At 76.4% G+C, this 12,705-nt stretch carries 11 protein-coding genes; 9 read left to right on the top strand and 2 right to left on the bottom strand.

All coding sequences use genetic code 11. The features are described 5' to 3' along the window. Positions 1-120: 120 nt before the first annotated feature. Positions 121-1,428, top strand: a complete 1,308-nt coding sequence (locus ATJ88_RS13970) for a UDP-glucose dehydrogenase family protein (protein WP_098464347.1) — start codon at positions 121-123, stop codon at positions 1,426-1,428. On the opposite strand, the gene ATJ88_RS13965 is transcribed toward ATJ88_RS13970, so the two are convergent. After that, a complete protein-coding gene (locus tag ATJ88_RS13965) occupies positions 1,404-2,138 on the bottom strand; it encodes a TIGR03089 family protein (protein ID WP_245852443.1) in 735 nt (244 codons plus the stop codon). The genes ATJ88_RS13970 and ATJ88_RS13965 overlap by 25 nt on opposite strands. Before the next feature lie 183 nt (positions 2,139-2,321). On the opposite strand from ATJ88_RS13965, the gene ATJ88_RS13960 reads away from it, so the two are divergent. The 3 genes from ATJ88_RS13960 to ATJ88_RS13950 are packed head-to-tail and all read left to right on the top strand — an operon-like array spanning position 2,322 to position 7,567. After that, positions 2,322-2,660 carry a WhiB family transcriptional regulator gene (locus tag ATJ88_RS13960; protein ID WP_098465364.1) on the top strand — a complete coding sequence of 113 codons (339 nt, stop codon included), beginning with the start codon at positions 2,322-2,324 and terminating at the stop codon, positions 2,658-2,660. A gap of 48 nt (positions 2,661-2,708) precedes the next feature. Next, positions 2,709-5,966 carry a glycosyltransferase gene (locus tag ATJ88_RS13955; RefSeq protein WP_170023636.1) on the top strand — a complete coding sequence of 1,086 codons (3,258 nt, stop codon included), beginning with the start codon at positions 2,709-2,711 and terminating at the stop codon, positions 5,964-5,966. Further along, complete coding sequence (locus ATJ88_RS13950; protein ID WP_098464345.1) at positions 5,963-7,567, top strand: DUF5719 family protein; 1,605 nt, start codon at positions 5,963-5,965, stop codon at positions 7,565-7,567. The genes ATJ88_RS13955 and ATJ88_RS13950 overlap by 4 nt, the downstream gene beginning before the upstream one ends. Before the next feature lie 4 nt (positions 7,568-7,571). Here the strand turns inward: ATJ88_RS13950 and ATJ88_RS13945 are convergent, their stop codons facing one another. Then, on the bottom strand, positions 7,572-8,060 hold the full coding sequence (locus ATJ88_RS13945; RefSeq protein ID WP_098464344.1) for a metallopeptidase family protein: 489 nt from the start codon (positions 8,058-8,060) through the stop codon (positions 7,572-7,574). 67 nt (positions 8,061-8,127) lie between these two features. Between ATJ88_RS13945 and ATJ88_RS13940 the strand changes: the two genes are divergently transcribed. The 5 genes from ATJ88_RS13940 to ATJ88_RS13920 all read left to right on the top strand — a co-directional run bounded on the left by ATJ88_RS13940 (position 8,128) and on the right by ATJ88_RS13920 (position 12,704). Next, positions 8,128-8,490: a DUF3499 domain-containing protein gene (locus ATJ88_RS13940; protein ID WP_098464343.1), complete on the top strand. Its 363-nt coding sequence runs from the start codon at positions 8,128-8,130 to the stop codon at positions 8,488-8,490. A gap of 68 nt (positions 8,491-8,558) precedes the next feature. Continuing rightward, positions 8,559-9,986, top strand: coding sequence for a phosphomannomutase/phosphoglucomutase (locus ATJ88_RS13935; RefSeq protein ID WP_098465363.1), 1,428 nt, complete (start codon positions 8,559-8,561; stop codon positions 9,984-9,986). After that, entirely contained in the window at positions 9,983-10,180 is a 198-nt protein-coding gene (locus ATJ88_RS13930) for a Trm112 family protein (protein ID WP_098464342.1), read from the top strand. The genes ATJ88_RS13935 and ATJ88_RS13930 overlap by 4 nt, the downstream gene beginning before the upstream one ends. Positions 10,181-10,311: 131 nt before the next feature. Beyond that, a complete protein-coding gene (locus ATJ88_RS13925) occupies positions 10,312-11,316 on the top strand; it encodes a glycosyltransferase family 2 protein (RefSeq protein ID WP_170023634.1) in 1,005 nt (334 codons plus the stop codon). Then, positions 11,313-12,704 carry a polysialyltransferase family glycosyltransferase gene (locus ATJ88_RS13920; protein ID WP_098464340.1) on the top strand — a complete coding sequence of 464 codons (1,392 nt, stop codon included), beginning with the start codon at positions 11,313-11,315 and terminating at the stop codon, positions 12,702-12,704. Before ATJ88_RS13925 ends, ATJ88_RS13920 begins: the two co-directional genes overlap by 4 nt. Position 12,705: the final 1 nt, after the last annotated feature.

Genomic DNA, 12,705 nt, shown 5'->3' with positions numbered 1-12,705 from the left:
CGACCCGGACCTATCCCGCCACGCGAGACATGTCCGACGACGTGGACGAGCGAAGAGTTCACCCGGGCGTCACCCGCAGGCACCGGTGACCGGTACGACGCCGCGACCTAGGATCGCGGCATGCGCATCTCCGTGGTGGGTCTGGGCTATCTCGGCGCCGTGCACGCGGCGAGCATGGCGAGCCTCGGTCACGACGTCGTGGGGGTCGAGGTCGACCCGTCCCGGGTCGAGGCCCTGGCGCTCGGCAAGGCGCCCTTCTACGAACCGGGCTTCGACGAGCTGCTCACGCGCGTGCAGGGTTCCGGCGGGCTCACGGTCTCGCCGGACGTGGCGGACGCAGCCGGCTGCGCGGTGCACTTCGTGTGCGTGGGCACCCCGCAACGGCCCGACTCCTTGGCCGCCGACCTGCGCTTCGTCGACGCGGCGGTGTCCGGACTGGTCCCGCACCTGGCGCCGGGGGACGTCGTCGTCGGGAAGTCGACGGTGCCGGTCGGGACGGCGGCGCGGCTGGCCGAGCAGGTCGCCGCGACCGGCGCGACCCTCGTCTGGAATCCGGAGTTCCTGCGCGAGGGGCACGCCGTCGACGACACCCTGCACCCCGACCGGATCGTCTACGGGGTCCCGGCCGGCGCGGCGGGGGAGCGTGCGGCCGCCCTGCTCGACGAGGTGTACGCGGCACCGCTGGCCGAGGGCGTCCCGCGCATCGTCACCGACCTGCCCACGGCCGAGCTGGTGAAGGTCGCCGCGAACTCGTTCCTCGCCACCAAGATCTCGTTCATCAACGCGATGGCCGAGCTGTGCGAGGTCGCGGGCGGCGACGTCACGCGGCTCGCCGACGCGATCGGCCACGACGTCCGTATCGGGCGCCGCTTCCTCGACGCCGGGCTCGGGTTCGGCGGCGGCTGCCTGCCCAAGGACATCCGCGCGTTCATGGCGCGGGCCGAGGAGCTCGGGGCGGGGGAGGCGGTGGCGTTCCTCGCCGAGGTCGACGGGATCAACAACCGGCGCCGGCACCGCATGGTGGAGCTGGCCGCCGAGGTCGTGGGCGGCGAGCTGAAGGGACGCCGGGTGGCGGTGCTGGGGGCGGCCTTCAAGCCCGAGAGCGACGACGTGCGGGACTCTCCCGCCCTGGACGTCGCTCAGCGGCTGGCCGCGGCCGGCGCGGACGTGGTGGTGACGGACCCGCAGGCGCTCGGCACGGCGCGGGCGCGCGCCCCGCACCTCGTCTACACCCACGATCTCGCCGACGCCCTGACCGGGGCCGAGGCGGTGCTGGTCCTCACCGAGTGGCGCCGGTACCGCGAGCTCGACCCGGCGTGGGTCGGCTCGCTGGTCGCGCGCCGCACCGTGCTGGACGGCCGCAACGCCCTCGACCGGTCCGCGTGGGAGGCGGCCGGCTGGACCTACCGGGCGCTCGGGAGGTCCTGAGCGACGCCCGTGACCCGCTCGGTGGCGACGAGGGCGTCGCGGCGCGCGGGGTCCGCGTCGAGCGTGGCGGTGGTCGCGGCGGACAGCAGCACCACGGACCCGCCGCGGGCCCACACCCCGATCGTGGTGGCGAGGACGTCCGCCACGGGACGGTCGCCGCGCACGACCTCCCGCCCGGCGGGCTCCGCCGGCACCGGGCCGACCAGGGTGGCCAGCGGGGCGGAGGTGCCGGGGGCGGGGTCGAAGCCGATGACGTCGCCGTAGGTCATGACGGCCGCCGCGGCGTCGACGGCCCCGGGCGGGAGGTCGCCGTCGTACCGGCGGGCCAGCGCCGCGAGCGTCACGGCGACGACCTCGGCCGTGGTCCCGCCCCAGTGCCCGGGGCGCGAGGTGACGACGACGTCCGCGTCGTGGCCGGTGCCGTCGGCCGTGGGGTCGACCAGGGTGAGCGTGGCGCCGCAGCGGGCGGCGGCGACCGCCCAGACGGTCTGGCGCCAGCCGACGGGCAGGTCGACGACGACGTCGGTGCCGGGACCGGCGTCGAACTCCTCGACGAGCAGGTTGACGGTCTTGGCGACCCAGTTGCCGACGACGGCCCCCGACAGCTCGACCCGTTCGCCGTCGTCCCCGTACCAGGTGAGGGCCGGGCGTCCGCCGGTGGCGGCGAGCCGGTCGAGCAGTGCGGTCACGGTGCGGGGCTCGGTGGTCACCGGCCAACCCTACGGCTCCGACCTGGGTCGACGTCTCGTGGTCGGACCTCAACTCGACCTCAGGTGGTTGTGAACAGACCGTGCAGGTGGCCGACCTAGCACATTTCGGCTTGACGACCCCGAAAGACACGCGTGTAATTCCAGGTATGCAGTTTCCTAGCGGACGGCATGGAGGGGCACGCCATGTGGAACTTGTTCGACGGGGACCAGGGGGTCTTCCCGTCTGACGTCGAGAGCGGGACGGAGCGGGTCGCACCGGTCCTGCCGCTCTTCGGCCAGGCGGTCGTCGAGGACGACGACACGCTGCTCGGGTGGCAGGAGCGAGCCCTGTGCGCCCAGACCGACCCGGAGGCCTTCTTCCCGGAGAAGGGCGGGTCCACGCGCGAGGCCAAGAAGGTCTGCGCGTCCTGCGAGGTCCGGGCCGAGTGCCTCGACTACGCCCTGGCCCACGACGAGCGGTTCGGGATCTGGGGCGGCCTGTCCGAGCGGGAGCGTCGCAAGCTCAAGCGGCGCGCCGTCTGACGCGGGTCCCACACCCCGGCGCCCGGGGAACGCATCATGGCGGGCAGGATGACTGCACCGCACCTGACCCGGACGCCCGCTGACGGGGTCGCACCACCTGGCGCGACCCCGGGGCTCGCGCTCGCCGCGGGCCGTCCGTCGCGCACGGCCGTGGCCGTCACCGCCGTCGTCGTCACGCGGGGGCGCACCGCCTACCTGCCCGCGACGCTCGACGCGCTCGCCGCGCAGGGCCACGCCCCCGACGACGTCGTCGTGGTCGACGTGGACGCCGCGCCCTCGACCGCCGCGCACGCCGACCTCAGCCTCGGCGGGCACCGCTACGTCGGTGCCTCCGGCTCCCGCACCCTCGGTGACGCCGTCGACCACGCCCTCGCCGTCGGCGCGCTCGGCGACGCCGGGTGGATCTGGGTGCTGCACGACGACTCCGCCCCCGCGCCCGACGCCCTCGGCCACCTCCTGCGCGCCGTCGAGCACTCCGCGGCCGTGGCCGTCGCGGGACCCAAGCAGGTGCGCTGGGACCTCGACGCCGACGGCACCCCCGTCGTCCCCGACCGGTCCCGCCCCGGCGTCCTCCTCGAGGTCGGGTTCACCGTCTCGCCGCTCGGGCGGCGCATGACCGGCATCGACGACTCCGAGATCGACCAGGGCCAGCACGACGCCAACGAGGACGTGCTCGCCGTCGGCCTGGCGGGCGCGCTCGTGCGGCGCAGCGTCTGGGAGCAGCTGCGCGGCACCGACCCCGAGGCCGGCCGCTACGGCGACGGCCTCGACCTCAGCCGTCGCGCCCGGCTCGCGGGGCACCGCGTCGTCGTCGTGCCCGCCGCCCTGGTGCACCACGCGCAGGCGTCCCTGCGGGGGCTGCGGGGCGCCCGCCGCGGGGCCGGCCTCGACGCGTCGGCGTACGCACGCCGCCGCAGCCAGCTCTACGCCCGCCTCGTCGGCGTCCCCCTGCCCCTCGTGCCCGTCGCGATGGTGGCGATGCTCGTCTGGGCGCCGTTCGCCGCGGCGTACCGGCTCGCCCTCAAGCGACCCGCCCGCGCCCGCGACGAGATCCTCGCCCCCGTCGTCACCGTGCTGCGCGTCGTCCCGCTGGTGCGCGGCCGGCGCCGTGCCGCCGCGACACGGACCCGACCGCGCCGCGTGCTGCGCCCCCTGCGGGCGAGCTGGCGGCGCGTGGCCGCCGAGCGGCGCGACGCCCGCCTCACCCGGGCCGAGGCGCACCGCGTCCGGCGCGGGCCCACCGACCTCGAACGGGCCGAGCTGCGGCGCCTCGCCCGCCGCCGCCGCACCGCGCTCACCCTGGTCGTGGTGCCGGTCCTCCTGCTCACGGCCGCCACGTTCGCGCCCTGGCAGGGCGTGCTCGCCGACGGCGGCCGCATCGTCGGCGGCGCGCTGCTGCCCGCCCCCGGCTCGCTCGGCGACGCGTTCGCCGCCGCCACCTCCGGCTGGGTGCGCGACGCCCTAAGCACCGGAGCCCCCGCCGACCCGCTGCTGACCCTCCTGACGGCGCTCGGCGCGCTCACCGGCTCCGTGCAGCAGGGCGTCGACCTGCTCGTCCTCGGCGCCCTGCCGCTGGCGGCCCTCGCCGGGTGGTTCGGCGCCGGCGTGGTCACCCGGTCCGTGTGGGCGCGCGCCGCCGCGGCGCTCGTGTGGACCGCGTCCCCGGCGTTCCTCGCCTCGCTCGCGTCCGGCCGGGTCGGCGCCGTCGTCGCGCACCTCGCCCTGCCGTGGGTGCTCGTCGCCACCGTGCGGGCCGTCGGGACGCAGGCCCGCGACGGCGTCGGGCCCGCCCGCCCGCGCACGGGGTCCCTCGGGGCCGCCGCCGCCGCCGGCCTGCTGCTCGCCGTCGCGGTGAGCGGGGCCCCCGCCCTCCTCCCGGTCGCCGTCCTGGCGTGCGCGGGCGTGCTGGTCGTCGCCCGCCGGTCCTGGCGTCGGCTGCTCCTCGTGCTCGTCCCCGCCGTCGTCGTCGGGCTCCCGTTCTGGTGGCACGTCACCGCGACGTGGGCCGACGGGGGCTGGCGCGCCGTCCTCGCCGAACCGGGCGTGCCGCTGCCGTCCGCCGCCCCCGACGGGCTCACGCTGCTGCTCGGCCAGCCCGCCCCGCCGCAGGCCTGGCCCACCGGCACGCTGCCCGACCCCCTCGCTGCCGCCGGCGGCGCCGGGCCCTGGCTGCTCGGCGGCCTCGTGCTCGTCCTCGCCGCGGCCGCGCTCCCCGGACGACGGACCGCCGCCGTGCGCGGCGGGTTCCTGCTGGCCATCCTCGGCCTCGTCGTCGCCCTCACGGCGGCCGGCACCGCCGTCGCGTCCGGCGCCGCCCCCGACGGGTCCGCGGCCGTCGTGCACGGCTGGCCCGGCGCCGGCCTGTCCGTGCTGCTGCTCGGCCTCGGGTGCGCCGCGCTGGCCGCGACGCCGCGCCCCGGCCGCCACCCGGCCCGCCGCGTCGCCGTCGGGCTCGTCGCCGCCCTCGCGCTCGCCGTGCCCGCCGGCGGGCTCGCCGTGTGGTGGGCGCAGTCCGTGACCCCCGCCGGGGTCGGGGCGCTCACCGCCGACGCCGACCACGCGGTGCCGGCCGTCGGCCGCCAGCTCCAGGCGCCGCCGCGCTCCGCCCGCGTCCTGCAGCTCGACCGTGTCGACGACGTCGTCGAGTACGCCGTCCTGCACGCCGACGGCAGCAGCCTCCTCGACTCCTCCGTCGTGGTGCGCGCCCGCGACGCGGGCCTGGCACCCGGACCCGCGCGTCCCGACGTCGACGCCCTCGACGCGCTCGTCGCGCAGGTGGCCGCCGGGCGCAGCCCCGACCTCGCCGACCGCCTCGCCGCCCTCGGCGTCGGGGCCGTCCAGGTCCCCGCCGACGGCGACGCCGACCTCGTCACCTCCCTCGACCTCGTGCCCGGCCTGCACCGGGTCACCGAGGAGGGCGTGCTGCTCTGGCGGGTCGGCGACGCCGACCCCGGCACGGGGTGGGCCACCGTCCTCGACGCCGCCGACGCCGACCCCGCCACCCCCGCCGTGGTGCTGGCCTCCGACGGCCGCCGGGTGAGCACCGACGTCGGCCCCGGCGCGCCGGACCGCACCGTCGTCCTCGCCGAGAGCGCGGGCCAGGGCTGGCGCGCCAGCCTCGACGGCCGCCGCCTCGCCGCGCTCGACGTCGACGGACGGCAGGCCTTCGAGCTCGGGGCCGCCGGAGGGCACCTCGTCGTCGAGCACGCCGCCGCCTCCCGGCCCCCGTGGCTCGCCCTGACCGCCCTCGTGCTGGTCGTCTTCACCCTGCTCGCCCTGCCCGTCGGCCGCCGGAGGACCCGATGAGCCCGCTGCCGTCCCCGCGCTCGCGGGCCGTCCGCGTCGTCCTGCGCACCGTCAGCGGGGTGGTCGTCGTCGGCGTGCTCGCGGCCGTCGCCGTCGGGGGCCAGGTCGGGGTCGAGCGCTGGACCGGGGCGGAGGCCGTCGCGCTGGAGGCCGCGACCCGGCAGGTCGCCGTCGAGCCGGCCCCGGTGCGGCTCGTCTGCCCGCCCGCCGCGGCCCTGCCCGAGGGGGCCGACGTGGGCGACGACCAGTTCGGCGCCACGCCGGTCGCCACCGCCACGACCCTGCGCGCCGCCGTCGTGGGAGCCGCGGGCGACGGGTCTCTCGGAGCCCTCGACGGCGGCGACGAGGACCCGCTGACCGCCGGCCCCGACGCCGCCGTCGCCACCGCGCAGGACGGCCCGCGCACCCTCACGGTCGTGCCGGTGCCCGAACGGCCCCTGCGGGCGGCCGCGGCCACCGCGTCCGTGACGACCCAGGGCGACCTGCGGGGGCTCGCGGCCGCGTCCTGCGCGGCGCCCGCGACCGACCGGTGGCTCGTCGGCGGCGACAGCGCGACGGGGTCCAGCGCGCTGCTGGCGGTGCAGAACCCCAGCGACGGCCCCGCGAGCGTGCGCCTCGACGTGTACGGGTCCACCGGGCCGCTGCCCGTCGGGGGCAGCGGCGCGTTCGCCCTCGAACCCGGCGCCGAGACCGTCGTGCGCCTCGACGCGCTCGCCCCCGAGCAGGAGCGGCTCGCCGTGCACGTGCGCGCCACCGGCGCCCGCGTCACCGCGTCCCTGCAGACCCAGGGCATCGACGGTCTGGTCCCGGCGGGCACCGACGTCGTCACCCCGGGCGCCGGACCGACCGACGCCGTCGTCGTCACCGGCGTCGTGTCCCGGGGGGAGGCGCCGGCGGACCCGCACGCCGCCGAGCTGTGGCTCCTCGCACCCGACGAGGACGGCCGGGCCGCCGTCCACGTCTACGGACCCGACGGACGCGTCACCCTGCGCGGTGCCGAGAGCACGGAGCTGACGGCCGGCGAGGTGACGGCGGTGCCCCTGGGCGGGCTCGACGCCGGGACGTACACGGTGGTGGTCGACGCGGACGTGCCCGTCGTGGCCGGTGCCCACGCGGCCGTGCCCGGCGTGCTGCCCGACGACGCGGTCGTCGACGGCACGCCCTACGACGTCGCCTGGAGCGCCGCGCCGGCCGTGCCCGGCCCGGAGCGTGCGGCGACCGGCCAGGTCGCGCTGCCCGCCGGCACCGACGCGACCGTCGTCCTGGCCGGCGTGCCCGCCGCCCGGGACACCGACGCCGCGCCCGAGGGGGAGATCGAGGTGACGGTGCGCGGCGTCGACGCCGACGGCGCGGTCGCCGGGGAGCGACGGGTCGCCGTGCCCGTGGGCGGCACCGTCGAGGTCCCGGCCGCCGACGTCGGCGCGGTCTCCGCGGTGCTGGTCGACGTGCCCGCGTCCGCCGCCGGGTCCGTCCCGTGGTCGGTCCGCCTCACCGCGTCCGACGGCACGGACACCACCGGCACGCTGGTCGCGACGCTCGAGCCGACGGCGTCCGGGGGAGCGGCGGGCGAGGTCGCCGTGCGCCGCGACGACGTCCCCTGAGCCGTCAGCGACCGCGGAACTCCGGGTCGATCTCCTCGGGGGTGCGCGCCAGCAGGTGCGCCACCTGCTCGACCACGACCTCGTGCACGAGGTCGTCCCGGTCGTCGGCGTCCAGCGCGCGCGTCTCCACCGGGCGCCGGTAGACGACGATCCGGGCGGGCTGACCGGCCTCGGCCGGGAACAACCGCCCCAGGGCCACGCCGCCCGGCTCCCACGGCGCGGGGTCCGACGGCGGGACGTCCTCGACGGCGAACTCGACGCCGCCGACCGCGGGCCAGCGGCGCTCGATCCGGTCCACCGCGGCGAGGACCGCGTCGTCGAACTTCTCCGCGCGCGTGCGGTGGGCGGGCGCTCCCGGCGGCAGCAGCGTGCCGCGCAGGCCCCGGCCACGACGGTCGCGTCGCCGCACCCCGCGGGGCGGCAGCCCGCCCGCCGGGCCCCCGCCGAGCGGCACCAGGTGACCGGGGGTGCCGTCCGGCTCCTCGCTCCTCATCCCCCGAGCCTATCCAGCGCGGCGCGCCGGGGAGCGCCGCCGGGTCCGGGCGGCGTATCCTCCCCGCGTGAGATCGGTCCGGCAGTGCTCGCGCACGGCATGCACCCAGGCAGCCGTCGCGACGCTCACCTACGTCTACGCGGACTCCACCGCGGTGCTCGGCCCCCTGGCGCAACGGGCCGAGCCGCACAGCTACGACCTGTGCTCCGTCCATGCGGCACGCCTCACGGCGCCCCGGGGCTGGGAGGTCGTGCGCCTGCAGCCCGAGTTCGACACCCCGCCCCCGTCGAAGGACGACCTGTCGGCGCTGGCGGAAGCCGTGCGCGAGGCCGGTCGCGGGGGGCGGCAGGTCGCCGCCCCCGAGCCCGACGGCGTCACCGAGACGGCCCGCCGCGGCCACCTGCGGGTGCTGCGCGGCGACCCCGACTGACCGGTCGCCCGGGTGAGGTCCGTCGCGGGCCGGACCTTGCCCCGGCCCGGGGCCGTAGGGTGGGCACCGTGACCGACCTGACCGGCCTCGTCAAGGCCTACGACGTGCGGGGCACCGTCCCCGACCAGCTCTCGCCGGCCGTGGCCCGCGCGCTCGGCGAGGCGTACGCCCGCGTGGTCGTGCTCCCCGAGGGCGCCCGCCGGGTCGTCGTCGGGCGGGACATGCGCGACTCGGGCCCCGAGCTCGTCGCGGCGTTCTCCGACGGCGTCCGCGCCACCGGCGTCGACGTGGTCGACGTCGGGCAGTGCTCGACCGACGGCCTGTACTTCGCCTCCGGGCACCTGGACGCGCCCGGCGCGATGTTCACCGCCTCGCACAACCCGGCCGTCTACAACGGGATCAAGCTGTGCCGCGCGGGTGCCCGCCCCGTCGGGCAGGACACCGGCCTCGCCGACGTGCGACGCCTCGCCGAGGAGCTCCTCGACGGCGCGCCGTCGACGAGCGCGGACGAGCCCGGCTCGCTCACCGAGCGCGACCTGCTGGCCGACTACGCGGGGTTCCTGCGCGGCCTGGTCGACCTGTCCGGCATCCGCCCCCTGAAGGTCGTCGTGGACGCCGGCAACGGCATGGCGGGCCTCACCGCCCCGGCGGTGCTCGGCACCGCCGCCGGGCTGCCCGCCCTTCCGCTCGAGGTCGTGCCGCTGTACTTCGAGCTCGACGGGACCTTCCCGAACCACGAGGCGAACCCGCTGGAGCCCGCGAACCTGCTCGACCTGCAGGCCGCCGTCGTCGCGCACGAGGCCGACCTCGGGCTCGCGTTCGACGGCGACGCCGACCGCTGCTTCGTCGTCGACGAGCGGGGGGCCGCCGTGTCCCCGTCCGCCGTCACCGCCCTGGTCGGGCTGCGCGAGATCGCCAAGGAGCAGGCCGCGGGCCGCCCCGCCACGGTGATCCACAACCTCATCACCTCCCGGGCCGTGCCGGACCTGCTCGGCGCCACCGACGCGACCCTCGTGCGCACCCGGGTCGGCCACTCGTTCATCAAGGCCGAGATGGCGTCCCACGACGCCGTGTTCGGCGGCGAGCACTCCGCGCACTACTACTTCCGCGACTTCTGGTTCGCCGACACCGGCATGCTCGCGGCGCTGCACGTGCTCGCGGCGCTCGGCGAGCAGCAGCACCCCGCGTCCGCGCTCGCCGAGATGTACACGCCGTACGTCGCGTCCGGCGAGATCAACTCGACCGTGGCGGACGCCGCCGCCACGACCGCCCGCGTGCGCGACACCTACGCGGCGGCGTACCCCGACGCCGTGATCGACACCCTCGACGGGCTCACCGTCGCCCACTGGGACGGCCAGCACCCCCAGTGGTGGTTCAACCTGCGCGCCTCCAACACGGAGCCGCTGCTGCGGCTCAACGTCGAGGCCGCCGACGCCGACATCATGACCAAGCTGCGCGACGACGTGCTGTCGCTGGTCCGAGGAGAGGACGCATGACCGAGAACAGCCCCTGGATCGACCCGTGGGTCCGGTCCGTCCTGCGGTGCCCCGTCACCGGTGCCGAGCTCGTCGACGCCACCGGCCCGGACGGCGCGCCCGAGCTGCGCTCCACGGACCCCGAGCGACCCCTGGCCTACCCGGTGCGTGACGGCATCCCCGTCCTGCTGGAGAGCGAGGCCCGCCCGCTCTGAGCCTCGGATGACACCCGCGTGAACGCGTGGCGACGATCGGGACAACACCCGGCTCCGAAGCCGGGAATCGGCCATTCCGTCCCCGTCGTCGTGGCTACGCTGCCTCGGTGACCGACGGACCCCTCATCTCCGTGATCGTCCCCGCCAAGGACGCGAGCGACTACGTGGCAGACGCCCTGACGAGCCTCGGCCGACAGGTCGACGAACCACGCGAGCTGCAGGTGGTCGTGGTCGACGACGGCTCGACCGACGGCACGGGGGACATCGTCGACTCGTTCCGCGACCGACTTGCCGACCTCGTGGTGCTGCGTAACGACAGGCCGCACGGCCTGGCGGCCGCTCGGAACCAGGGGGCGGACGCCGCGGCAGGTCGTTGGCTGACCTTTCTCGACGCCGACGACTGGATGGCGCCACGCCGACTCCCGGCCCTCGTCGCCGCGTGCCGACGGCTGGGGTGCGCCTGGGTGCGGACGGACCACACGACCGTGAACGGTCGTCACCGTGTTCGGCGCCAGGCCCCGGAAGGGCTGCGCGGGGTCGCTCTCGACCCCCGCGACTCGATCGTGCCGGCGGCGGAGATCACGATGGTGGACTATCCCTACGCCTGGGCCGGGATCTTCGACCGTGCGCTGAAGACCGACGGGCTGCTCGACTTCGTCGACGGTCTGCACACGGCCGAGGACCGACCCTGGATCTGGAACCTGCACCTCAACGGCCCCCGCTACGCCGTGGTCGATGCGCCGAGCATCTGCTACCGACGGGGGGTGAGCACGTCCCTCACCCAGGTCTACGACTCCCGGCAGCTGGACTTCGCCCGAGCGTTCGGCGTTGCGCGCGACGTCCTGATGGACGATGCCGAGTCCGCCAGATTCCTGCCCAAGCTGGTCCGCACGATCGTGGCCGTGACCATGCACCACTACCGCAACTCGTCGCGGATGGCGCCGGGTGTCTACGCGGACTTCCTCGCCGTGTCGAGCGCACTGTTGAAGTCGTTGCCCGTCGATCTCGTCGTGCGCCAGGCGGCTTCCGGGCCACCGGAACGGACAGCGCTCGTGGACGGCTTGCTCGGGCCCGACTGGGCCGCGCTCCCCGTGCCCACGCTCGACGATCTCGAGGCGACGGGTTCGGCCGCATGACCACGCAGATCGTCATGGCGAGCACGCTCTTCGCGGGTGCCTGCGCTGCGGCCGCCGTGGACAGCGGGCTGCTGGGCACGCCGGACCGCCGCATCCTGCTGGTCGTCAACAGCGCGCCGAAGCCGGAACTCACGCCCGCCCTCGACGAGATTCCCGGCGCCCGGCCCGTGCTGGCGCGGTTCGACCGCGTCGAACACCTCACTGAGCTGGTCGAACCCTTGCACCCGCACTCCTGGTCCCTGCGGGCTGCGGATCAGCCGATGGTCCGTCGCCTGCTGCGCAGGGCGTGGGGAGTCGACGACGACGAGGTCGAGCTGGTGCTCGAGTCGGTCGCGCTACCCCCGGCGTCGACCCTCGCCCAGGTGTTCGACGACGCACCGGTGACGGTCCTCTCGGACGGGCTGATGACCTACGGGCCGACACGGACGAAGGTTCCCCTGCGCACGGCGCGCCGCGTCCGCGGGCTCGTCCACCTCGACCTCGTCGCCGGCCTGAGCCCGGTCCTGCTTTCCGAGCACGGCGTCGGAACCCGCACCATCCCCTTCGACGTGGCGCGCAAGGTGTTCACCGAGATCGCGGCAGCGTCGACGCCCGTCGAGGCGGCGGTCGCCGACGTCGAGGCGGGCACCATCACGCCCGCGCGGACGGCCGTCGTGGTCGGCCAGTACCTGTCGGCGCTCGGACTCATGTCTCCGACGGAGGAGGGGAAGCTGTACGCCAGGATGGTCGGCGAAGCAGCCGACGCCGGGATGGCGCGGGTCGTGTTCAAGCCCCATCCGTCGTCGCCGCCCGGGTACGTGGCGGCGATGCGTCAGGTCGCACAGCTGCGCGGGGTCGCGATCGACGTGCTGCGGGACGACCGCCCCGTGGAGGTGCTCTATGTCGAGCAACGTCCGGGCCTCGTCCTCGGCTGCTTCTCGACGGCGCTGCTGACCGCCCGGGAGATCTTCGGGATCCCGGTGCGCTCCGTCGGCACGCACCGGGTCCTGAAGCGGCTCGCGCCATGGGCCAACAGCAACCGGATCCCGGTGGCGATCATGGATGCGCTGACGCGTCCGGACACGCCGTACACGACGGTCGAACGGCTGCAAGGTCTCGTCGACGCGCTCGCGTACGCCATGCAGCCGGAACTCGTGGAGCACCTTCGCGACCGTACCGCGGAGGTCTTCGCCGACATGCCCCGGTCGGAGATGGTGCGCTACCACCGAAGGTGGCGCGTACAAGAGCTGGGACTGCCCTGGCGTGCCGCACCGGACAGGACCGCCACGGAACCGCCGCCGTCACCTCCGCCCACCGCGATCAGCCGCGCGCGCCGCCGCCTCGCCCGGCTGCGACGTCGGATCGCCGTCGAGCCGAGCGGCCGACGACCCGCGCCACCGCGGACCTGAG

The sequence above is a fragment of the Isoptericola jiangsuensis genome (assembly GCF_002563715.1).
Taxonomy (GTDB): Bacteria; Actinomycetota; Actinomycetes; order Actinomycetales; family Cellulomonadaceae; genus Isoptericola; species Isoptericola jiangsuensis.
This window is presented reverse-complemented; position numbering and strand designations above follow the sequence as displayed.

What these genes read in the sequence shown, in the direction of transcription:
- ATJ88_RS13970 (WP_098464347.1), top strand. Translation starts at nt 121, where the DNA reads ATGCGCATCTCCGTGGTGGGTCTGGGCTATCTCGGCGCCGTGCACGCG.
- ATJ88_RS13960 (WP_098465364.1), top strand. Translation starts at nt 2,322, where the DNA reads ATGTGGAACTTGTTCGACGGGGACCAGGGGGTCTTCCCGTCTGACGTC.
- ATJ88_RS13955 (WP_170023636.1), top strand. Translation starts at nt 2,709, where the DNA reads ATGACTGCACCGCACCTGACCCGGACGCCCGCTGACGGGGTCGCACCA.
- ATJ88_RS13950 (WP_098464345.1), top strand. Translation starts at nt 5,963, where the DNA reads ATGAGCCCGCTGCCGTCCCCGCGCTCGCGGGCCGTCCGCGTCGTCCTG.
- ATJ88_RS13945 (WP_098464344.1), bottom strand. Translation starts at nt 8,060, where the DNA reads ATGAGGAGCGAGGAGCCGGACGGCACCCCCGGTCACCTGGTGCCGCTC.
- ATJ88_RS13930 (WP_098464342.1), top strand. Translation starts at nt 9,983, where the DNA reads ATGACCGAGAACAGCCCCTGGATCGACCCGTGGGTCCGGTCCGTCCTG.
- ATJ88_RS13920 (WP_098464340.1), top strand. Translation starts at nt 11,313, where the DNA reads ATGACCACGCAGATCGTCATGGCGAGCACGCTCTTCGCGGGTGCCTGC.